We start from the raw sequence: 22838 nt of genomic DNA on the forward strand, positions 1-22838 counted from the left end.
AGAATGTAAAATGAAGGGTGCAGAATGAGCGGTGAAAGGTAATTATTCTTCACTATTCACTCTTCATTCTTCATTTCATGTTAACTTGCCGCACAAAAATACGATTTCCAATCCTCCTTGTTGCAGTTGTCATGAATATACACGAGTATCAGGGCAAAGAAATTCTCAAAAAGTACGGTGTCCGCATTCAAGAGGGTATCGTTGCTGAGTCGCCCGAGAAAGCCGTTGAAGCCGCTAAACTTCTGATTGCCCAGTCTGGCCAGAAGTTTGTTGTGGTTAAATCTCAAATTCACGCTGGTGGGCGCGGAAAAGGTCAAATCGTTGGTTCAGAACAGCGTGGTGTGGCGTTAGCCAAATCGGTCGATGCCGTTCGCGACATAACGAAAAACCTCATCGGCAATATACTGGTTACCCACCAGACGGGTCCGGAAGGGAAGCGGGTAAACAAAGTTCTGATCGCCGAAGATGTCTATTATCCAGGCCCTTCAGAACCGAAAGAAATGTACATCGGTATCCTGCTCGACCGTACGAAAGCCTGCAACGTCATCATGGCTAGTACCGAAGGCGGTATGGACATTGAAGAAGTGGCGGAACATTCGCCCGAGAAGATTGTCAAAGAATGGATTGATCCGGCCGTTGGTCTACAACCATTTCAGGCTCGCAAGGTCGCTTTCGGGCTTGGTCTGGAAGGCGAAGCATTTAAGGAGATGGTTAAATTTGTGACCGCTCTTTATAAAGCTTATGTCGATACCGATGCGTCGATGTTTGAGATTAACCCCGTGCTGAAAACGTCAGACAACAAAATTCTGGCTGTTGATGCAAAAGTGAACCTTGACGATAACGCTCTTTACCGTCACCTCGATCTGAAAGCCATGCGCGATCTGGCCGAAGAAGATCCCCTCGAAGTAGAAGCCTCGGCAAACGACCTGAACTATGTAAAACTCGACGGTAATGTGGGTTGCATGGTTAACGGCGCTGGTCTGGCGATGGCTACGATGGACATCATCAAATTGTCTGGAGGTGAACCCGCCAACTTCCTCGATGTTGGGGGTGGCGCAAACGCCAAGACCGTTGAAGCCGGTTTCCGAATCATCCTGAAAGACCCGAACGTTAAAGCGATTCTGATCAATATCTTCGGAGGTATCGTTCGCTGCGACCGGGTGGCTACGGGTGTTGTCGAAGCCTACAAAGCGATTGGTGATATTCCGGTTCCGATTATCGTTCGTCTGCAAGGTACAAACGCTGAAGAAGGTGCCAGAATCATTGATGAATCAGGACTGAAAGTACAGTCGGCCGTATTGCTGAAAGAAGCGGCTGAGAAAGTACGCCAGGTTGTTGAAGCATTGTAAATACCCGACAGCATCTTGCCATCGGTCTTAAAAGTTGTACTCGTTACTTCGACAGTAAGATGCTATGGGGTACTTAATAGAAAAAGCCGAAGCTCACGCTTCGGCTTTTTCTATATCTTCTCAGCCGATTCTACCGACGGGCACTGGCATAGTACTTCTGTGCATCCGGCAGTAACTTCTTCAAATCAGCAATCCGTCGTTCATCCGATGGGTGATCTGATAAAAATTCCGCCGGTGCTTTACCACCGCCTGCCTGGGCCATACGTGTCCAGAAGGTGATGGCTTCGTTCGGATCATAACCCGCCATCGACATAAATATCAGCCCCAGATGGTCGGCTTCCGATTCCTGTTTGCGGCTGTGGGGCAAACCGACGCCATATTGGTAAGCCAACGGCCCGACGACACCAAACGCCTGTTGAAAAATAGCCTGCGTTTGCGCACTCTTTCCAGACGTACCGATACCGGTTGCGACCTGACCAGCCTGTAAAAGGCCATTAGCCACCAGCCCCTCGCTCATGCGTTCGTTACCATGTTCGGCAATAGCGTGCGACACTTCATGGCCCAACACTGTCGCCAAGCCGGCTTCGTTTTTGGTATATGGTAAAATACCGGAGTAAACAACAATTTTACCGCCGGGCATACACCAGGCATTGACCTGGTTACTCTGCACCAGGTGGTACTCCCACTGAAAACCTTCGAGCCGTTTGGCATACCCATTACTGTTCATATAGCTTTCAACGGCCTGACGAATTCGATTGCCAACCCGATTGACCATTTCTGCATCTCCGCTAGACGTCGGCACAACCCGACTCGTGTCTAAAAATGCTTTGTACTGAGTAAAACTCATAGAAAGCATATCATTATTAGGTACTAGAATCAGTTGCTTTCGTCCTGTTAAGGGCACTTTCTCGCAGGCTGTTACTGCAAAAGCGAGTGACAACATGACAATTATGATTTTTCTCATTTGTTTGTGTATTGTTTGGTAGAGTATTCTGACGTTATATGACGATCAAAGTACCTGAATTGTTCAAAATTTTCGTAACCCGTGCGATTACCCCTCTTTAGTCCTTAGATTTGTGGCATTTATATAAGTTTAATGGAGGTAGATTAATCCACCATTATAGTATAGACGATCCGCACCTTGGATGGTCATAAGTTGATCACAAATTCGGGTTGCCGCCCGCCTTACTTCTATGAAAATTATTTGCGTTGGCCGTAATTACGCTGAACACATCAAGGAACTCAACAACGAACAGCCCGAAGATCCCGTCATTTTCATGAAGCCTGAAACGGCTATTCCCTTAAAACACGAGCCCTTCTTTTATCCGGACTTTTCCAATGATGTTCACTACGAAGTTGAAATACTGGTGAAAATCAATCGGGTAGGTAAGAATATAGACCAGAAGTTTGCCCATAAATATTACGACGAAATTGGTATTGGGGTAGATTTTACGGCTCGAGATCTACAAAGTAAGCTGAAGGCGAAAGGCCTGCCCTGGGAGCTAGCAAAGGGTTTCAATGGTTCCGCTCCTATTTCCGGCTTTGTCCCTAAAACTGATTTTCCAAACTTACAGAACCTGAACTTTCGTCTGGATGTCAACGGAGAGACCCGGCAGCAGGGCAATACCAGCCTGATGCTGTTCAACATCGATTACCTTATTTCCTTCGTATCCAGGTACTTCCTGTTACAACAGGGCGATATATTATTTACCGGAACACCCAAAGGTGTTGGCCCCGTAAAGGTTGGCGACCAGTTGACAGCTTTTATCGAAGACAAGCCAATGCTGACATTTGACGTAAAATGAGTGTTATGAAGCGGTCATCTTGCAAACAGGCCTGACATAGCACCTACATTTTCAATTATCTAGCTTTTGAAACAATTATTAATTTATCCGTTGGCTATAGCCAGCCTGTTATGTTCCGGTATAAGCCTTGGACAGACAAGCCCGAAACCAACGCCAGTAAATCAGACAGGCTACCTTCAACCGGGTACGATTGAGGCTGGTTATTTTCTTTTCCCTATTCAGCCGGGTGGTGCTAATTCTTTATCGGGCGGCATGGGAGACTTACGCCCCAACCACTTCCATGCCGGCCTGGATATACGCACCGGCGGGCGGGAGGGCCTGGATGTCCATGCAGCCGCCGATGGGTACGTATCGCGCATTGCCGTTTTTACGGGTGGCTACGGAAACGTCGTTTTCATCAAACATCCCAATGGCTTAACCACTGTTTATGGACATCTAAAAACCCTAAAAGATACACTGGGCAGCTACCTTCGGGAACAGCAATACCAGAAAAAAACCTTCGAAATAGACCTGCGGTTTCAACCCGGCCAGTTTCCGGTTAAAAAGGGAGATGTCATTGCCGCGTCGGGCAATACAGGTGGCTCGGGCGGGCCACACCTTCACTTCGAGATTCGCGACGCCAGGGATAATCTTATTAATCCCCTTCTATACGATTTTTCTGAGATTCAGGACAATGTACCACCGTATTTTGAGCGGGTAGCGCTGAAAACCATGACGGCCAGTTCGCGCATAAACGGCGAATATCAACGGGTTAGTTTCGTTCCTACCCGCCTGTCTGACGGTTCCTACACCATTTCCAAGCCGATAACAGCCTCCGGATTGATCGGTATGGAAGTGCTGGCTTACGATAAAACCAGTGGTTCTCCCTATCGTAATGGCATTAGTTGCCTGGAAATACGGCTCGATGGACGCGAAGTGTTTGCGTATAACATGAACAGTTTCCCGAATGAGCAAACGCGGTTCATGAACATCCACGAAAACTACGAAGTAGAACAAACCACCGGGCAACGATACCACCGGGGGTATATTGCCGACGGCAACAGTCTGAACCTGTACAAACTGCAAAGCAACGCAGCCTACCGGGGACGATTGCCTTTACTGGATGGGCAACCTCATGAAGTAACCCTAATTCTATACGACGCGTACGACCACTCGGCAAAACTGACGTTTACCCTACTACCTGAAGTGCCGCCAAACCCTCCCAGACTGGACTCTATCGCTGTTCAACCGGCGAGTTACTCGTCAGAATCAACAGGAGGAGAAACAGCCGCTACCGTTACAACCGATGAAAACGTACTTAAAATAACGCTGAAAAACACTACCCTCTCTAGTGCACCGGTAGCTAAACTTATTACAGGTCGTACCGTAACGGAGCAGCCAGTTAGTTATGTTCGCAACAACCAAGCCGTTTATCTTATAGATTTGCGCTATAATCTGCCTGACTCCGTTCAGTTTGGCAGAGGTGTGATTCGAACAAATTTCAGAAGACGTATTATACCGGGTCGTTCGGAGGTGATAACCGATGGGAACACCCGACTTGAGTTTAAGTCAAATACATTATTCGATACTTTACACCTGGCCATACGTCAATTGCCATGGGGGGGTATAGAAATTAACCAGTCTACAATTCCACTCAATGAATACCTGACGGTTCAATACGTACCCAATTACCCGATTGCCATTGATACCATGCGTACCAAAGCCTACTGGGTGAGTGATGGTCGGGAAAGCTTTCTGGGAGGAACCTGGACAAAAGGCAGGATTGAATTTAAAACCCGTACACTGGGGCGGTTTCAGCTGATGACCGATGCGACTCCCCCAACGGTCGAAATTCTATCGGCAACACCGAAGGGCATTACGGCCAAAATCAGAGATGATCTGTCAGGGGTGGCGGAATTTAGAGCGTTGGTTAATGGAGAATGGGTGTTAATGCAATACGATTACAAACGTGCGTTACTGTGGTCGGACAAACTGGACCCTGATGAACCGTTTGAGGACGGTGCCGAGGTATTGGTCCAGGTAAAAGATCGCTCCGGCAACATCGGCTCCGATAGCACAACGATTGCGGTTCCGCGGCCTGTAGTTCGCAAAAAAGCGGCTCCGAAAAAAGGGCGTAAGAAACGATAAACAGTACACTTAAGCAGGGCCGCCTGAGCGGTTTTAAAAATCTCGCAATCCAGCATGAGCTTAACCATTGGCGATCTTGCCCCCGAATTTACAAGCACAGACCAGAACGGCCAGCCCGTAAAACTATCCGATTACCGGGGTAAGAGGGTGGTTCTGTACTTTTACCCGAAAGATAACACCCCAGGCTGTACGGCTCAGGCGTGCAGCCTGCGCGACAATTACGCCGATCTACGAGCTGCTGGCTACGAGATTATCGGAGTAAGTGTTGATGACCAAAAATCGCATCAGAAGTTTATCAATAAGTTCGAGTTGCCTTTTACACTCGTTGCCGATACAGACACGAAAGTGGCTGAAGCCTATGACGTTTGGAAAGAAAAATCCATGTATGGCCGAACATACATGGGAACAGTCCGAACGACATTTTTAATTGACGAGAAGGGTATTATCACGAATATTATTCATAAGATAGATACCAAAAACCACGCAGATCAAATTTTAAAGTAACGCGGACAAACGTCCGCCATTTTTGATTAAAAAACGGGAAATCACCCGCATTACTCTATGGAAATCGAACAACTCAAAAGCACGGCAGTAGCCGTCCGACGCGACATCCTCCGCATGGTTGCAGCTGTAAACTCTGGCCACCCCGGCGGCTCATTAGGCTGCACTGATTTTTTGGTTGCCCTATATTTTGATGTAATGAACCTGAAGCGTGATGCCGACGGTAAGCCTGTTTTTGACATGGACGGTCGCGATGAAGACCTTTTCTTTTTGTCGAACGGGCACATTTCGCCAGTTTTTTATTCAGTGCTGGCACGGGCGGGTTATTTTCCGGTTAGCGAACTGGCTACGTTCCGTAAGCTCGACAGCCGGTTGCAGGGTCACCCTACTACGGCCGAGCATCTGCCCGGTGTCCGCATTGCCTCAGGCTCACTGGGCCAGGGTTTATCGGTAGCCAGCGGGGCTGCCTACTCTAAAAAGCTCAATGGCGATACTAGCCATGTATACGTACTGATGGGCGATGGCGAGCAGCAGGAAGGCCAGATTTGGGAAGCGGCTCAGTTTGCCCCCAACAAAAAACTAGGCAACCTGACCGCCATCATCGACCTTAACCACGCCCAGATTGACGGTACTACCGATAACGTAAACAGCAACCGCGATCTGGCGGCTAAATACCGGGCGTTCGGCTGGTTTGTCGACGAGATGGAAGGGAACGATATTGAAGATGTTATTCGAACCCTTAAGAAAGCGCAGGAGAACCCTGAGGTCCCAACGATGATTCTGATGCATACTGAGATGGGCTTTGGCGTTGAGTACATGGTGGGTAACTACAAATGGCACGGTACGGCTCCCAATGCGGATCAATTAACGCAGGCTCTGAACGGACTGCCTTTGTCTACTGGTGTAACTGATTATTGATCTCGATTCTTGTAGGGACGCAATCCCTTGCGTCTCCCGCTTATTTTAATGACCTGTAAATGACCAGGAAAATCCCGGTCATCACCATACATATCCAGACGAGAGACGTACTAAGTACATCTCCACCTCAAACGAATACATGAAAAAGTACGAATACACGGAGAAAAAAGATACGCGTTCGGGATTCGGCGCGGGGATTGCTGAATTAGGCCGCTCAAACCCTAACGTTATTGCACTAACAGCCGATTTGGCCGGTTCGCTGAAACTGGACACGTTCATCAAAGAAAACCCAGAACGGTTCGTTCAGTGCGGGATTGCCGAAGCCAACATGATTGGTGTGTCGGCGGGCTTGACCATTGGCGGCCATATCCCCTTTGCTACTACCTTCGCCAACTTCGCTACGGGTCGGGTTTATGACCAGATTCGGCAGTCGGTGGCGTATTCGAATAAGAACGTAAAAATATGCGCATCACACGCGGGCCTCACGCTTGGTGAAGACGGCGCGACGCACCAGATTCTGGAAGATTTGGGCATGATGAAAATGCTGCCCAACATGACCGTTATCAATCCCTGCGATTATAACCAGACCAAAGCCGCTACGCTGGCCATTGCCGAACATGTTGGGCCAGTTTATCTGCGCTTCGGTCGGCCGGTGATTCCGGTATTTACCCCAGCCGATCAGAAGTTCGAGATTGGCAAAGCGTGGACCGTTAACGAAGGTAAAGATGTCTCTATCTTCTGCACAGGCCACCTCGTTTGGGAAGCCATTAAAGCTGGGGAAATCCTGGCCGAAGAAGGTATTGAAGCCGATATTATCAACATTCACACGATTAAACCGTTAGATGAAGAGGCTATTTTGGCTTCGGTCAAGAAAACGGGTTGTGCGGTATCAGCTGAAGAGCACATGATTAACGGTGGATTAGGGGATAGCGTAGCCCAGGTTCTGGCCCGTAACTACCCCGCCCCGCTTGAGTATGTTGGTGTCCACGATACCTTCGGAGAAAGCGCAACCCCCGACCAGTTGATGCAAAAATATGGACTCACCGCCGACAAAATTGTTGAGCAGGTGAAGAAAGCAATAGCCAGAAAATAAAGTAGTTGGGAGTTAGTAGCGAGGAGCGAGGAGGTAAAACGCTATTCTCACTCCTCGCTACTAACTCCCAACTACTAAACAAAGAATGACTGACGAAGAAATCCTCGCTAAATACCGCGACCCGTCGAGCCGGAACTACGCCTTTAATCTGCTGGTACGCAAGTATCAGCAGAAAATCTATTGGCACATCCGCAAAATGGTCATTGACCACGACGATGCCGATGATTTAGTGCAGGAAACGTTTATAAAAGTCTGGAACAGCCTGGAACAGTTTCGGGGTGATAGTCAGTTATATACTTGGGTATACCGCATTGCAACCAACGAATGCCTTAACTTTCTGAACAAAAAACGCCGACGGTTTTTCTTACCCATTGGCGACGTAGAAGGCGAGTTGATGGAAAAACTGGAAAGCAACTCCGCCTATGTTACGTCGGGCAGTGAGCCGAGCGGTGAAGAGGTCCAAATGAAGCTTCAGAAGGCGCTCCTAAAACTTCCGGACAAACAGCGGCTCGTCTTCAACATGAAGTACTTCGACGACATGAAGTACGAAGAGATTGCAGAGATCACAGGAACATCGGTAGGAGCGCTAAAAGCATCCTATCACCTGGCGGTTAAAAAAATTGAGGATTTTATAACGAAAACGGATACAGTTGATTAAACCACCGCCGTTGGGCAGTGTCCAATACCTGAACTGAGAAAGAATTGTGTGATACACACACCACTTACCATGAACGAGGATAGAAACTTTAGGCTCGACGAACTACCACCCGAACACCCGATGCGGCAACTTCCGTTTGCGGCACCGGATGGCTATTTCGATACGCTGCCCTCTCGGGTACAGGCGCGTGTTCAACATAAAGCTAAACCAGCCTTCAGTATCAGCTGGTCTTGGCAACGCACAGCAGCATCGCTGGTAGGCGCCAGCTTGATTGCGCTGCTCGTTTGGCAAACAATTCCGCAGCGACAGGAGTCGTTACCCAATGAAGCACTGGCCGGCGTAAGTAATGAGGTTATTAGTGCTTATCTTGATGAGCAGGGTGTCAATGCCGATGAACTGGCCGATACCCAGCAGCTTCACTCATCACTGGGAACGGACACCACGGCGATTCAGTACCTGAACGTACTACCTACCGACATTCAGCAGCATATTAAGGACGAGTACTTGTCAGACAATCCGACTATCGGCTCCTGATTTATTTAGCATGGTTAACTTTACCGCGATGAAACACGCATGGATTGGCTGGATGATTGCCCTGACGATGACGACTCAACTCGTTTACGCACAGAACGATCTCAACGGACGCCAGAAAATTGAATCGGCAAAGATTGGATTGATTACCAATCGCCTTAACCTGACCACCGATCAGGCTCCCCAGTTTTGGGCAGTATACAATGAATACAACGCGAGGAAGCAGGAATTAAACCGGCGAATCAGGCAGTTGAACAATGAACCGTCACGCAGTAACGTGAATGATAATCAACTAGTCGACGGGTTGCGGGAAGTTAACGCTACTAAACAAAAACTGGCCGATCTTGATCAGGAATACATGAGTCGTTTTCTGAAAGTAATTAGCCCGGCTCAGCTAAAAGAATTGTATAATACAGAGCAGATGTTCAATAAAATGCTTCTGAATAAGCTGAATAACTCAAATTAACATAAAGCCTAGACGCACGAAAAAGCCTGACAGCATTACTGTCAGGCTTTTTCGTGCGTCTAGAACTAAGTTCGGTTTTTGTTATCTTATTACCAGGAAGGAGCTTCGGTCGAGTCTGGGTTTTCTTGCTTACCGAAGCCCCTTCCTGGCGTCAGGATGACAAAAATCAAAATTTACTTCAGCGCATAAAGCTGGTTGAAGAGCAACTTAAACGTTCCCTGAGCTTGCGCGCGGAAGGTAATTTCCGGCCCGAAGGCAAGTAGTTTACCAGACCCGACAGGTGCCATAAATGCAGCAACGCCATCCTGCAAATAGGATTGTCCCCACGCCCAGCCACTACGCAAAGGCTTTGCTGTTGAAAACCAGGCCAGCGGTTTTACTTCACCTTTGGCAATGGCATCCGGCGCTATCTTAAATACCGGGCTGGCATCGAAATACACATCCGTTTTTGTGGGCATTCCCCAGGTAGCCTGCTGGGTCGAGTCCAGATCGATTTGCAGAATGCTGCCCGGAATATAATATTTCTCAGCCGCAAGAGGCCGCTCCTGTCCGCTGGCCGTCATCTCGACAAGTGCATTTTTCACGGGGAGACCAAGGTGATAAGCCAGGTTCGTACTGGAGCCGATAGTGATCACGTTGCCACCGGCTTCCATAAACTTCTTCAACTGTGGAATTGACTTATCAGCCGTGATTTTTCCCAGCCACGGACGATACTCACTCGGCAGTTCTTCGGCTTTGGGTTCTCTGGTAGTAAACTCTCCCTCACCCCGAGCACCTGCGGCATTTCCAAGACCGGGAATAGCGCGGGTAACGAAGACGATCACATCGTATTTCTTTTTCAGATCGCCGGCATCAATATCCTGGGCATAGATCAACTGCATCGGAAAATGGTATTGCTCCATCAACCAACGTACCCAACCGGAAGGCATTGACCCTCCGTAAGTATCCCACAAAGCAATACGCATTGGCGCGACTTTAATCATTGACGCAGTTGGCTTTTTAGCCAGGCCTGTTACATCGATTCCGAGATCATTAACGGATTTATCCAGCAATGACTTCGCTTTAGCCGATGCCGGAACAAAAAACGAACCGGCGTCAATGCCCGATTTATCACCGGTTCCATTTGGTAACCGATACACGTCTATCCCTGATTTAAGCAGGTCATTAACCGCAATGAATGAGCTGTTAGCCCGCGCGCCAAGCACGTAGCCCGCTACAGCAGAACCAGACACATGTCCTTTAGGTGACTGAAGTTCGCCATAAGGCAGTCTTTTAAATGGTCCGTCAAATCCATCCAGCACCCGATCAAACTGAACGCCCATCTGGAAAGCCAGTGTCCAGCCAGCGGCATCGTAAGGACGTACCGGAGGGCCACCTGGGTATTGAAAATCGTTGGGGTGATCCTGTGGTTCAAACATGTCAATTACGTGCGGCCGGAACGCCTGGTCGGTCTTGACAATGTATGAACCCGCCGGGTACTTTTTACCCGCCACGGAGAAATCGGCGGTAGCCACCTGAATTTGAATACCCGTTTTTATGAGTGCATTGACAAACTTAACCGCCGTCGGAAAATCGGGCTGATTGGCCGTGATGATAAATCCGCGCGGGTCACGCAGTACAGGGGCCTTCATGATCGTGTCGAAGTATTTAACAGGCATACCGCCACCACGGGGCAACAGGCCGTACTGATCCGGACCTGCCGTAGACCCTGCCGAACTTTTCTTCTGGTCGGCCTGGTAGGCCTGCGTAATGGCATCAATCCGCTTGGGTGATAAAGTCCAGTAATCTTTACTTCCGCGTTCAATGGAGTTTTTCCCCATCCGGTAGATGTTGTACAATAACTCGTCGGCATGACGGGCGGCATAATTCAGCGTCGCGTAATTCAGCGAAACGGAATAATCAATCGATTGTTTAAAATGCCATTTCTGCGGTGTAACCGGGAACGGCGTATTTCCATTCGGAATCAAACGGTTTGGTACGAGCGGGACATCTTCGGGCGTTGGATTACCGATAATTTCGGTAAGTAAGCCAATCATGTTGTGAAAGTGCGTAGTCGTGCGAAGGCCTCCATTGTACCAGGTCGAGAAAACAGAACCGCCTAATCGAGTAAAACCCGGCTTGTTCTCGGCGTTCAGCCGGTTGATCATGGCCGCACCCAATGCGTCGATGCCGGTAATCATGAGCGGATCAAATACATAGTTAAAAGGGTCACGATACGGAGGTCCGGCCAATACCGAGCCAGCAGGCCCGCGCTGGTGGTGGTTGTACATGATTTGCGGCATCCACTCGACAAATAACTGGCGACCGATATTCTGCGACTCTTTCATGTTCATGATGAAGAAATCGCGATTGTTATCGTGGCCAACGTATTTCTGATACAAACGCGGTAAGTTGTCCAGCGACCGCTTTTCGGGAGTTGGATTGCGCATGTACCAGTTTGATACGATCTCCTGCCCATCCGGATTGGCGTGGGTCATCAGGATGACAACATTGTCAAGAATCTTGAGCGTTTCGGGGTCTTTACGACTCACCAGTTGATAGGCTGTTTCAATAAGCTGGTGCGTACCAACCGTTTCGGTAGCATGCAACCCGCCATCAATCCAGACAATGGCTTTACCTTCGGCTGAAAGCGCACGAGCCTGTTCTTCACTGATGCCTTCAGCACGGGCGAGCCGTTGCGAAATACTTTTGTAGGTATCGAGCTTCTTCAGATTTTCGGGCGAAGAAACGATCATCATAAACTGATGACGACCTTCTTCCGTCAGACCAATATCAGTCAATTTGGTCCGATCGGATGCTGCAAGCTTCTTAAAATAAGCTTCGGTTTGCGTGTAGGTGGCCAAGTGATAGTCATCACCAATGTTGAAGCCAAAGTGCTCTTTAGGGGTAGGAATTGTCTGCGCCTGAACCGCTAAAACACCCAGCGACAGGGCAAGCATAAACGAAAGGAGAATTTTTTGAATCATTAGACTATAGGGTAGATTGTCGACGTAATCAGGCACAAATTAGGAACTTTTCATTACAGACTTCCATCTTGTATGCCAAACCATTGATAATTATTTCATATTTATACCTGTGTTTATACTGATTTCTCATCAAGATGCAAAAGTAAATTGGGTTATCCTTATAGTTTTGATGGATGACAGTTATAAAAAAAGTGGACACCTGAGGTGTCCACTTCTATAGTTGGCGTCAACGAGTACTATATATTTTTAGCTCCCGTTTCTTTCCAGCTTCTTGATGTTGCCGATTCTATAACGGCTTCGCATACTTTCTGGGTTTCCATTGCATCCTGAAACGTTGGTGCGCAGGGCTCATCCGTTTCCAGGCTTTTAAAGAAATCAGCCGCCTGGTGTACAAACGTATGTTCGTAGCCAATGATGGTGCCGGGAATCCACCACCGTTTCATGTAAGGTTGATCGCTATCTGTTACCAGAATGGAACGCCAGCCCCGAACAACCGAATCATCAGCATGATCAAAATACTCCAGGCGGTTCATATCATGCAGATCCCATCGAATAGATGCATGTTCACCATTAATTTCAAGCGTGTACAGTGCCTTATGTCCACGAGCGTAGCGGGTCGCTTCAAACAGGCCAAGCGAGCCATTTTCGAAGTGGCAGTGAAAGATACAGGCATCGTCGATACCCACTTTCTGTACCTGCCCTGTCAACTGGTGAACGCGCTCTTTAATGAATGTTTCCGTAACGGCCGATACGTCGGTAATGGCGCCATTGATCCACATGGCGGTGTCGATACAGTGCGCAAGCAAGTCACCTGTTACACCAGATCCTGCCGCGTCCGAATCAAGCCGCCAGAGCGCTGCGCCACCTTGCGGCAGATCAGCACTGATAGTCCAGTCCTGTAAGAAGTTAGCCCGGTAGTGGAAGATCTTGCCGAGTTTCCCCGAATCAACGATCTGCTTGGCCAGGGTAACAGCGGGAACCCGACGGTAGTTATACCAAACGGTATTCTTAACACCTGCCTTCTCCACAGCGTCGACCATCTTTTGGGCTTCGGCCACAGTGCGGGCAAGGGGTTTTTCGCATAGGATCATTTTACCCGCTTCGGCGGCAGCAATGGCAATTTCAGCGTGTGAATCGTTTGGCGTACAGATGTCAATGGCATCAACATCATCCCGAGCGATCACAGCCCGCCAATCGGTTTCTATTGATTCGTACCCCCACTGATCGGCGAATTTCTGTACGTTTTCGGCATTCCGCGAACAAACCACTTTCAGTACCGGGCGGTATTCCAGTTCGGGAAAGAAGTCGCCAATGCGTTTATAACCATTTGAGTGTGTACGGCCCATTAAGCCGGTACCAATTAATCCAATTCGTATCTCTTTCTTGGGTGTCATATTTTAGGTGGTTATTTATGTAGAGACGCAAGGGGTTGCGTCTTATTCTACAATTGCCAACAAAGAGACGCAATCCCTTGCGTCTCTACTCGTACCAGCCGTGCTGTTTACGTACGTTGATCATTGTAGCCAGAATGTCATTCCAGGTCTGCTGATTGGTCATGACGGCGTTGGGGAACATGCAGCCATCCCAGCAGATGTGTTTAAAAGCTTTGGTAAGCACCCCATTTTCATCGCGCAGCCAGTAGCCCGCATCATGAACGACGTCCAGTTTTCCATTGGGGTCCAGCGCCTGGCAGTGGCGACCGGTCTTATCATGCGAGCCTGATCCAAAGACGGTCCCATCGTTTTGAGCAACGTGAAAGTCGATCGTCCAGGGGCGTAATGCTTTGGTTAATGTTTTAAGCGCTTCATCCAGGGCAGCCCGGTCGCTCCAGTCAAAGTCGGGCGGCAAGATACGGTCCTGTTCGCGGTTGTAGCCCATAGTGTACAGCAGCGTATGTGCCATGTCGGCCTGAAAACCCATATTTGGCCGATCGACAGCTTCCAGTGTTTCGAGCATGGTTTTCCAGCTATGCATACCGCCCCAGCAAATTTCACCCTCGGCGGCCAGCTTCTCACCAAAATCAGCGGCCACGTCGCAGGCTTCGCGGAACGTCTGGGCAATTAATTTAGAGTTCCCGGCCGGATCAGCATCCCAGTCGTGGGGAGAGCTGGCCGAGTCGATCCGAACCACGCCACTTGGACGAATACCGAGTTCGGTCAGTTTTTGACCGATATGGCAGGATTTGCGTACCATCTCGACAAAGTTGGCCCGATCTTCCTTGCTTCCCATAGCCGGTCCGCCCCAGATAGGTGCCACCAAAGAGCCGATTTTCAGGTTGTAGCCACCGACTTTATCAGCCAGTTTTTTGATTTCGTCATCTGAGATATTAACGTCAATGTGCTCGAACAGCGCCAGATCGACGCCATCGAATTTCACGCCATCAACGTCTGCCGCAGCTGTCAGTTCCAGCATCGTATCGAAGCCAATGACGGGTTCTGAATCCGGGCCTTTTCCGACGACACCCGGCCACATGGCATTGTGGAGTTTAGGATAGTTATTCTCGTTCATGGTTTTTAAAAAAAGTTATTGCACAGTAATACACGGAGATAAAAGGCGATGCACTGAGACCTATTTAGTAAATAAAAAGAATCTTTGTGTATATTTTTTTATTCTCTGAGAATCTCTGTGTCATACTATTTTACAACTGAGACATAATACATTATAATACTAAATCAGGATTTGCCGGACCGAAGTGCTTGAGCATGACAATCGGATCGGTCGACGAGGCATTAATGATGGTTACGCCTTCCATAGCGGCTTTTTCGCTCACGAAGAATTCATCGTTCGTCAGTTGGCCATACCGGATCATGGTTGGTGTTTCGATGTCCCAATCGTTCAGTTTACCATGCCCCTGCATCATGATCAGTCCGTAAGCGGCACTGTCTTTTATCGTGACCGTCTGGCCAGGCAGCACAGTAAGTTCCTTGGCGCTAAAGGCGTCGGATTTGTAACAAACCCACACTTCACTGTACCCTTGCGCCTTCATTTCCTCGACATCCCGAACGGGCAGCGGCTTCATGAATCGATTCGCCATCATTTGTGGGTCGACATTCAAATCCCAGTCGATGGCTTCCATCAACTGGTCGTAGTCGCCGATGCGGTCTTTTGGGGTACCATTCCAAAGTAGTTCTTCCGGAATAATTGCCTCGTTCACAAGCGACTGGTACATGGCGAACACGTCCGACGCTTTCTGCGGCTCGTAGGTACACATGCTGCCGGGCGCATGAAGCAATCCCGGTGGCACATCCCAACCCGTTCCCGGCTCCAGCCGGTAGGCCGAGGAGTAATTGGTAATCTTGTTATCGCCTTTGGTAAAGTTTTGCAGGCACTCTTTTATCTGTTCTTTCGATGTTCCCGGCGCGATACCAAAGAAGGTGTAGGGGAAATCGCCACCATGGTTGTTGACCTGCGGGGGGAAATAATAGGCTTCGGGCTTACCCAACTGACCAATCAGAGCGGCCTGCTCATCATTGTGGTGGAGGTGATGCGGCAGCGGACCCATGTTGTCAAAGAACTTGGAGTACATTGGCCAGGCACCGTACTCATTCCATAACCGATCGCCAATGAGTTCGCCTTTCAGTTCACTCACGGCATCTTTCAGCAGGAATTGTACCTCCTGTCCGTTGTCGTTAAAGACAACATGACTTAAGCCTTCATTTTCGCCCGTCAGTGGGCCATTTTTGGCCGGTGTGGTCGACGAGAACCAGCGCTCATCGATACCGCCCCGCTCACCACCGAGTACATAATAGTCGTCCGGGTGCAATTTAATTCGACGGCCCGGAACGCAGAATGATCTGGGTACCCAGGTTGGGGTCAGGCGCAAAACGCCTTTCCCTTGTTCTAATGCTTTTTCAATGACACTAAGTGATGACGTCGTTTCCATGTAGGGTGTATTAATAGTCAGCTAGAGTTGTTTGGCAAGAAAGTCATCAATTGTTACTTTCTCATGTAAAATTTCTAATTCAAGGTCGTAATAGCGCGTTTCTCCCGGTTTCAGGAAAATGAGTTCGTTTTGTTCACGCGCTTTCGCCTGCCCAATAAGTGGATTGGTAGTGGGCTCCAGCCCTGTGACATACTCACCTTTTCCCCAGTGTTGCCAATTAATGAGCCAAGGCAACTGCTCCTTCTTAAACCGTAAGGCTACGGCCATGCCCAGTTGAGCGTTGTGCAAACCGGCGATACATTGTCCGGAGCCATCGGGCGTACTGTCAATGGAAGCTACCGCTTCGCCAGTACCGCTATGTGTCTCCAAAGGGGCCGGGCATTTGCGAAAGTCGTTGCCTTCGTGGAAGATATCCGCATTGATTCCGCCTTCCCGCGCCTGCCAGTTGCCTTTCCAAATTATATCGGTTCCTTCATCGACCAATGGCCATCCGAAATTAAAATGGTAAAGCAGCATGTGTGGAGCCGGTGTATTGGCCCGGTTGATGACTTCGTCATGGATTCGGATGAAAGGCTGCCCGAGCGTTCCGGAAATAGTCCGGCGCAACTCCAGACTGGGACCAAAGATTTTCGTTTCCCTGATTCGACCGGTAATACTCATCTCTAATTGCCCCCTAAGCGGATCGGGCTGGATAATGGACTCAATTTCGGCGGGGCTGTTGCTTATTTGTCCATGGAGGCCACGCTCACCAAAAGCATCCTGTTCGGGGCCTCCAACGTGCGAAAGGCCGCAGGTAGTGAGCAAACCACCGCCAAACGTGCGGAGCCAGTCTGCCCCTTTATCGGAAAATGGCTGGGGGGGCGTTATACCCGTGTGGCTAAGCCAGGCTAAGCTGTGCTGATTGAAGAAAGCATCGGCAATATCCATTGCCCGGTCAATGACGACTTTATAGCGTAAGCCGGTGCCAGTGTTTATCCACGCAATACGGGTACCCCGGCCGGTTCCATTGTCGAGAATGGATGTTTCGATACCGCCGATTTGGGCTGGGTTGGATACTTTGTCTGTCCAGGATTGTTGAGTCAAGGTAGTAGTAAATGAATAATGTAGAATGGATGATGTAAAATGAATAATGAAACGGAATCTATCCCATTGGACACGTTATCCTTTACTCATTTAACATTATCCATTAAAGAATCTTACAATTGCTTCAGCATCAAATTCCGATATTGAACCTTCATGGGCGGGCCAACGTGTACCTGAACGCCCAGTAGACCTTTTGCTTTGCCGTTAACGGTATCTTCGTCCGTGACATCGCTCATCAGGATATCGTTGATATAATGCTGCAGCCGGTTGCCTTTTATGACAAGCCGAAAGGTATTCCAATCCTCACTTTTAATAAACGTCTTAAGCGAATCGGAGCTACCCAGCGATCCGGTCACGGTCAATCCACCCCAGGCATTTCGCTTTACATTGGCCCGTACGGCCTCTGGTGTTGCCTCGCCGGTATAGGGGGGTATGGTTGTTTTTTGTCCACGGTAGGCGAGTGTTGTCCGTTTCCGTTCCTCGTAATTCTGACCCGTATACCGATTTTGTCCATCGATATCTGCCTGATAGCCCCGTAAGGCAAAGGGTACGTCGGTCAGTTGTTCACTACGGTAGTTAATGCCGGAGTTTCCTGCTTCGGTAATGTTGAACTCACCAGTGAACTCAAAATCGCCGGGTTCGCCACCGCGCCAGATGATGAAGTTGTTGGTTTTGAGCAATGTTGCCGGGGTAATCTCTCCAACCAGATTCCCATTCTCTACACGCCAATAGGTTGGGTCGCCATCCCAGCCTTTGAGCGACTTTCCATCAAATATTTTAACGAAGCCATTCTTCTTTTTCTGTGCCACACAGGATGTATTGATGCTGCCCACCGCAATGATGGCCATCGCCAAACCAAGCTGGATAAAGTTGAGCTTTACGTATTTGATCATCTCAATCGAATCGTTAGAATTTGTAAAGCGTCGTGACTGTCTGATGGAAATCCGACGATCACGACGCTTTATACTTATTTACCTTTTGTTCCGGCTGCTGCTTTGTACACCTCGTTATCCTGATTACCGCCTGATTTCAGGTAAGCGACCAGATCTTTGAGTTCGCTTGAATTGAGGCTATTAATAAGCCCTGGCAGCATGATGGAAACAGTCGAATTTTTCTTCGAAACCACATCTTTCTTGGCCACCTTCCGAAGTTCGTCGGGTGCGAAGGGATTTTGCGAAATCGAGTAGCTTGTCTTGTCTTCATTAACCAGACGCCCCAGTACAGACTGCCCGTTTTTGAGCGTGAAAATGCTGGATACATACTGATCGGAAATGGCTTTATCCGGGTGAATGATAGCCTCCAGAATATCCTTGTTCGAGAAACGGGTACCAAGCTGGGTCAGGTCGGGACCGATATCTCCACCTTGCCCACCCATCGAGTGGCAGCGGCTACATAGAATGGCGGAGTATATTTTCTTGCCTGTATCAAAGCTGCGACCGGCCAATCCACTGTCAATAACCGCTACCGCCTTATCCAGCTCCCAACGCCGACCCGGACCTTTTGGCGCGTAGTCTGTGACGAAGTCGTTGCCATTTGCCGTCAGCAGATCAGCACCCGACAGTTTATTAAACTTCTCGAACTCTTCTTTCGGCACATGATTTAAGGCCAGTTTACGAGCCCTGTCAATGAATCCTACATAGCTGCGGCCACCCTGATATTTGAATGCATTGCCAAACCAGGTAAAATATTTGTTCCGCAGTTCTGGTGTCCAGCCTGCATCGGCCCGACTTAACATGACAGCATAGAACGTTTGCTGTAAGGGCGGCACTTTTTCCAGCATCTTCGCGATATCCAGTCCATACTGTGGATTGCGCAGGATAAGATCAGACGAAGCGGTGGCCGTTTCGAGACCCAGATCTTTGCTACCTGGCTCGTCTTTTACATCCATCAGCGCCAGTGTTTTATTAACCACACCCGGTGCTTCGAGCGAAATCAGAACACGACTGAGTCCGCGGTTCATCAGAGCGGTCTTGGCCGGATAGTGCGGATTCAGGTAAGCAATCACTTTATCGCGGTCGGCTCCTTCCGGCATACCCATCCGCAACATAGTCAATTCAAAAGCACGGCTCAGATCAAATTGCTGTGACTCCGACAATTGGTTATAGTTAATTTTAACCAATGCGTTATACAGCTTACTCTTTTGGGTAGCATCTCCCTGACGGGCCAGCGCTACAGCTGCCTGCGTTAAACGTTGCGGATCAGTTTCGGTAAATACGCGCTCCTGCCATTGGGCAACGGGCTGATGTTCAACGGCAATCCGGGCGGCATACCGAACAAAGCGATCCGGGTGATTCAGGTTAGGCCAGGCAGCCGCAATAGCTGCTGGATTTGCCCCATGATGGTACTGCTCCATCTGGGTTCTTATCTGATGTTCTTTGGTGATAACAGGTGCTTTGGCAACCGGCGTTACCGACTCGGTACCGGTATACGTAACCCGGTATAAGTCCGACTCCAGCCGGCGGCCACCCGTCAGAAAATACATAGCGCCATCAGGACCAAACATACCATCGGTCAGTGGCAGGGGCGATCCTGAAATAAACTCTTCCCGCTCCCCTTCGTAGGTGGCACCTTTAGGCTTGAGGTGAATCGAGTAGATAATACCAAAGCTCCAGTCAAAAGCAAATAACGACTGGCGGTACCGCTCGGGGAAACGTGCCTTATCGCCATACATCAGGTTCGTTGGCGATCCTTGGCCAATATTCAGAACAGGCGGCAGATTGTCCGGATTTCCGGGAAGCCACTTGCCATTTCCGGTACGCCAGCCAAATTCAGCTCCACTGGTAATATGGCAAATCCGGGTTGGGCGATACCAGGGCAGACCAAAGTCCCACTCCATATCGGAGTCATAGCCAAACATATCACCGGCTTCGTTGAAGGCAATATCAAATGTATTTCGGAAACCGGCCCCTATCAATTCCCATCGCTTTCCTTCGGGATCAATATTGGCTACCCAGCCACCAGGCGCCATACGGTCGTTGGCATGCCCACGTGGGTCTTTTATTTGCGGAAACAGATTATCCTCTTTCCAGTTCGATGGCAACCGATAAGCATCCATTTGCGGCACATCAACGTGGTTACCGGCAACAAGGTAGATAGACTTACCATCCGGAGAGAGTTTCATGCTATGCGGGCCATGTTCACCCTCCTGCCCTTTCAGCTCTTTCAGCAGGGTAATTGTCTCAAATTGATCGTCGCCGTTGGTGTCCTGAAGGCGATATAACCCCGTCGGTTTGTTGAAATTTTTGTTTACCCGGTTATTCACCATCACATAGAGGCTGTTGAAGGCATACAGCAAGCCCTGTGCATAACCCATGCCTACCGTTGTGTCGCCGGGCTGAACAATACCCACTTTCAGCTTCTCAACCTTAGGTTGCTGATTGCCCGAACCAACGGGTGGAATTTCGAGCCGGTACAAAAAACCATATTGATCGGATGTGATCATCCGGCCTTTATCGTCGAAGGTCATAGCCACCCACGAACCTTGCTTGTTGTCGGAGGGGCTATACAAATGCTCGGCTTTAAAACCGGGCTGTAGCTTCAGCTTGTCGAGTCTGGGGTTGTCTGCTTTGGTTGCATCGGACGTTACTCCGCTCATGTTAACCCAAGATGTTCCGACCAGCGCAATGGCCGAAACAAATAGCAGTAACCTGGATGATTTGTACGTGAAGAACATATTTCTATTGAGTAAGTTGACATCAATACCTTTGCAGGCTTACTATTCAGCTTTTTAGGTGGTATGAACAACCAACCTGGTACTATTTATAAAGCATCGGTTTATGGTGATATACCGCCTTTACCAGGCAGACAGAAAGAAAAGAAGCAGAGCCGAAACCGATTCTGCTTCTAGGTAATCAGAATCACCAACCTTGGTATTCAAAGCAAGAAGGTATCTGGTCAGCCAGCGGGTTAAGAAGCCAGCTGACCAGTCTATTGTTAGAAATTCGGAGTCAAAGCCGCTTCAACCGCAGGCAGGCCGTAGTAATCATCCAGAACCGTGAATGCATTCGGTGGTGGAACTGCTCCGGCCGGGAAATAGTACGCTGCCGGATTAGCCTTTACCTTCGCTCCGTAGGCGCCAATAATCTCTTTCACTCGGCCCGTACGGGTCAGATCGAACCAGCGTTTGTTTTCAAAAGCCAGTTCAACACGCCGTTCTTTAAAGATTGCCTCCCGCATATCCGTCTGGGACGATGCCGTCGTAGCCGCCAAACCCGCACGGGCACGTACCTGGTTGATGTAGGGAGCGGCCTCGCCCGTTTTGCCCTGCTCGTTTAGCGATTCTGCCAAAAATAACAGCACTTCGGCGTAGCGATAGACGGGCCAGTTCTGACCGGTATTGTTATGCTGCGAATGAGGACGGGCATATTTTTTGATGTAGGGGTATGTTTTGTCGGCGCGTAGGCTACCACTCAACGTAACGTACCCGATCGAAATATCTTTCCGCTTATCACCTGGCTCATAGGCAGCAATCAGATCTGGTGTCGGAATGTTATTACTCTCCTGAGACGTAGGCTGAGCATTCGATGTGCCCGTAAGCGGAAGAATCTCAGCTGCTGTTATGGGCGAGGGTATAAAGCGGTAAATCTGGTTACCATTATACCCGGCCGAACCTTCCATGTACTGAATTTCGAATACAGACTCTTTATTATTCTTATTCGTGCTGGTATACGAAAAAGCATCGTTATAATCAGGCATCAAAACATAGCCGTCATTAGCGACTACTGATTTCAGGAGCGTTTCGGCCTGCGCCCATTTCTTCTGCGTGATGTAGAGATTCGCCAGCAGAACTTTAGCCGCTCCCGACGTAGCCCGCCCATCTGGCTGAGCAGTTTTATTCGGTAAGGCCGTGCTGGCCGCTAAAGCATCCTTTTCTATCTGTGCGTAGATAGCATCCGTTGTGGCCAGCGGTAAAGCGGCATCTTCCCGGCCGGCAACCGGCACCAGATGCAGTGGCACTTTACCAAACAGGCGTACCAGATCAAAGTAGGCGAAAGCTCTCAGGAACAGGGCCTGTCCTTTCAGATTGTTCTTTAAGGCCTCTGAACTGAACGTTACGCCATTGCCGTCGATAAGCGACAAGATCTGATTGGCCCGGGCAATGATCACGTAATTTAACCGGTACTGTACCAGTACGTTATCATTGGCGGTAACTCCGTTGGCCGTTGGAACAGCAAAATCAGCTACGTTTTCGGTTGGGTCAACCGCTCCGTAGAGCGTGTTACGGGCATAATACGTATTGTCGGAGTGCATCTCCTCCAACACCCAGGCCCGCTCGTTAAACATCTGCCGAAGAGGAACATAAGCGCCATTAACAGCCTGCTGAAAGTCGGCTTCAGTCTTGAAAAATGTTGCCGAGCTCAACGCTGTTTCAGGCGTTACAGTCAGGAAATCTTTGCTGCAACCGGTTAAAGCAATTGCTAAAAGCCCGGTCGCTATGAATTTACGTGTCATATAGTTC

General features: G+C 49.2%; 18 protein-coding genes. 9 read left to right on the top strand and 9 right to left on the bottom strand.

Annotation, left to right across the window (positions count from 1 at the left end):
* The first annotated feature begins 131 nt into the window (after positions 1-131).
* The gene (sucC, locus tag ACYVJM_RS18125) at positions 132-1349 is read left to right on the top strand and encodes an ADP-forming succinate--CoA ligase subunit beta (protein WP_297378697.1); all 1218 of its coding nucleotides are present in this window, start codon (positions 132-134) and stop codon (positions 1347-1349) included.
* Positions 1350-1479: 130 nt separating this feature from the next.
* Here the strand turns inward: sucC and ACYVJM_RS18130 are convergent, their stop codons facing one another.
* Positions 1480-2313: a M48 family metallopeptidase gene (locus tag ACYVJM_RS18130; RefSeq protein ID WP_461149645.1), complete on the bottom strand. Its 834-nt coding sequence runs from the start codon at positions 2311-2313 to the stop codon at positions 1480-1482.
* A 229-nt stretch (positions 2314-2542) separates the two neighbouring features.
* Between ACYVJM_RS18130 and ACYVJM_RS18135 the strand changes: the two genes are divergently transcribed.
* The 8 genes from ACYVJM_RS18135 to ACYVJM_RS18170 all read left to right on the top strand — a co-directional run bounded on the left by ACYVJM_RS18135 (position 2543) and on the right by ACYVJM_RS18170 (position 9448).
* Complete coding sequence (locus tag ACYVJM_RS18135; protein ID WP_461149646.1) at positions 2543-3154, top strand: fumarylacetoacetate hydrolase family protein; 612 nt, start codon at positions 2543-2545, stop codon at positions 3152-3154.
* Positions 3155-3220: 66 nt separating this feature from the next.
* On the top strand, positions 3221-5281 hold the full coding sequence (locus ACYVJM_RS18140) for a M23 family metallopeptidase (RefSeq protein WP_461149647.1): 2061 nt from the start codon (positions 3221-3223) through the stop codon (positions 5279-5281).
* A gap of 54 nt (positions 5282-5335) precedes the next feature.
* A complete protein-coding gene (gene bcp, locus ACYVJM_RS18145; protein ID WP_461149648.1) occupies positions 5336-5785 on the top strand; it encodes a thioredoxin-dependent thiol peroxidase in 450 nt (149 codons plus the stop codon).
* Between the two features lie 57 nt (positions 5786-5842).
* Positions 5843-6700: a transketolase gene (locus ACYVJM_RS18150; protein WP_461149649.1), complete on the top strand. Its 858-nt coding sequence runs from the start codon at positions 5843-5845 to the stop codon at positions 6698-6700.
* A 139-nt stretch (positions 6701-6839) separates the two neighbouring features.
* Positions 6840-7793, top strand: a complete 954-nt coding sequence (locus tag ACYVJM_RS18155; RefSeq protein WP_461149650.1) for a transketolase family protein — start codon at positions 6840-6842, stop codon at positions 7791-7793.
* An 85-nt stretch (positions 7794-7878) separates the two neighbouring features.
* Positions 7879-8451, top strand: coding sequence for an RNA polymerase sigma factor (locus ACYVJM_RS18160; protein WP_461149651.1), 573 nt, complete (start codon positions 7879-7881; stop codon positions 8449-8451).
* A gap of 69 nt (positions 8452-8520) precedes the next feature.
* Positions 8521-8985 (top strand): hypothetical protein, encoded by a 465-nt coding sequence (locus tag ACYVJM_RS18165; protein ID WP_461149652.1) that lies wholly within the window; start codon positions 8521-8523, stop codon positions 8983-8985.
* Positions 8986-8995: 10 nt separating this feature from the next.
* Entirely contained in the window at positions 8996-9448 is a 453-nt protein-coding gene (locus ACYVJM_RS18170) for a hypothetical protein (protein ID WP_461149653.1), read from the top strand.
* 173 nt (positions 9449-9621) lie between these two features.
* On the opposite strand, the gene ACYVJM_RS18175 is transcribed toward ACYVJM_RS18170, so the two are convergent.
* The 8 genes from ACYVJM_RS18175 to ACYVJM_RS18210 form a co-directional block, all read right to left on the bottom strand.
* Positions 9622-12414 carry a M14 family metallopeptidase gene (locus ACYVJM_RS18175; RefSeq protein WP_461149654.1) on the bottom strand — a complete coding sequence of 931 codons (2793 nt, stop codon included), beginning with the start codon at positions 12412-12414 and terminating at the stop codon, positions 9622-9624.
* 236 nt (positions 12415-12650) lie between these two features.
* Entirely contained in the window at positions 12651-13808 is a 1158-nt protein-coding gene (locus tag ACYVJM_RS18180; RefSeq protein ID WP_461149655.1) for a Gfo/Idh/MocA family protein, read from the bottom strand.
* An 85-nt stretch (positions 13809-13893) separates the two neighbouring features.
* A complete protein-coding gene (locus ACYVJM_RS18185) occupies positions 13894-14922 on the bottom strand; it encodes a sugar phosphate isomerase/epimerase family protein (protein ID WP_461149656.1) in 1029 nt (342 codons plus the stop codon).
* Between the two features lie 151 nt (positions 14923-15073).
* On the bottom strand, positions 15074-16297 hold the full coding sequence (locus tag ACYVJM_RS18190; protein WP_461149657.1) for a class I mannose-6-phosphate isomerase: 1224 nt from the start codon (positions 16295-16297) through the stop codon (positions 15074-15076).
* A gap of 21 nt (positions 16298-16318) precedes the next feature.
* On the bottom strand, positions 16319-17380 hold the full coding sequence (locus tag ACYVJM_RS18195; RefSeq protein WP_461149658.1) for an aldose 1-epimerase family protein: 1062 nt from the start codon (positions 17378-17380) through the stop codon (positions 16319-16321).
* Between the two features lie 113 nt (positions 17381-17493).
* Positions 17494-18273, bottom strand: a complete 780-nt coding sequence (locus ACYVJM_RS18200) for a 3-keto-disaccharide hydrolase (RefSeq protein ID WP_461149659.1) — start codon at positions 18271-18273, stop codon at positions 17494-17496.
* 74 nt (positions 18274-18347) lie between these two features.
* A complete protein-coding gene (locus tag ACYVJM_RS18205; RefSeq protein WP_461149660.1) occupies positions 18348-21053 on the bottom strand; it encodes a c-type cytochrome in 2706 nt (901 codons plus the stop codon).
* A 260-nt stretch (positions 21054-21313) separates the two neighbouring features.
* Positions 21314-22831, bottom strand: a complete 1518-nt coding sequence (locus tag ACYVJM_RS18210; protein ID WP_461149661.1) for a RagB/SusD family nutrient uptake outer membrane protein — start codon at positions 22829-22831, stop codon at positions 21314-21316.
* Positions 22832-22838: the final 7 nt, after the last annotated feature.

This window comes from Spirosoma pulveris, assembly GCF_054781875.1.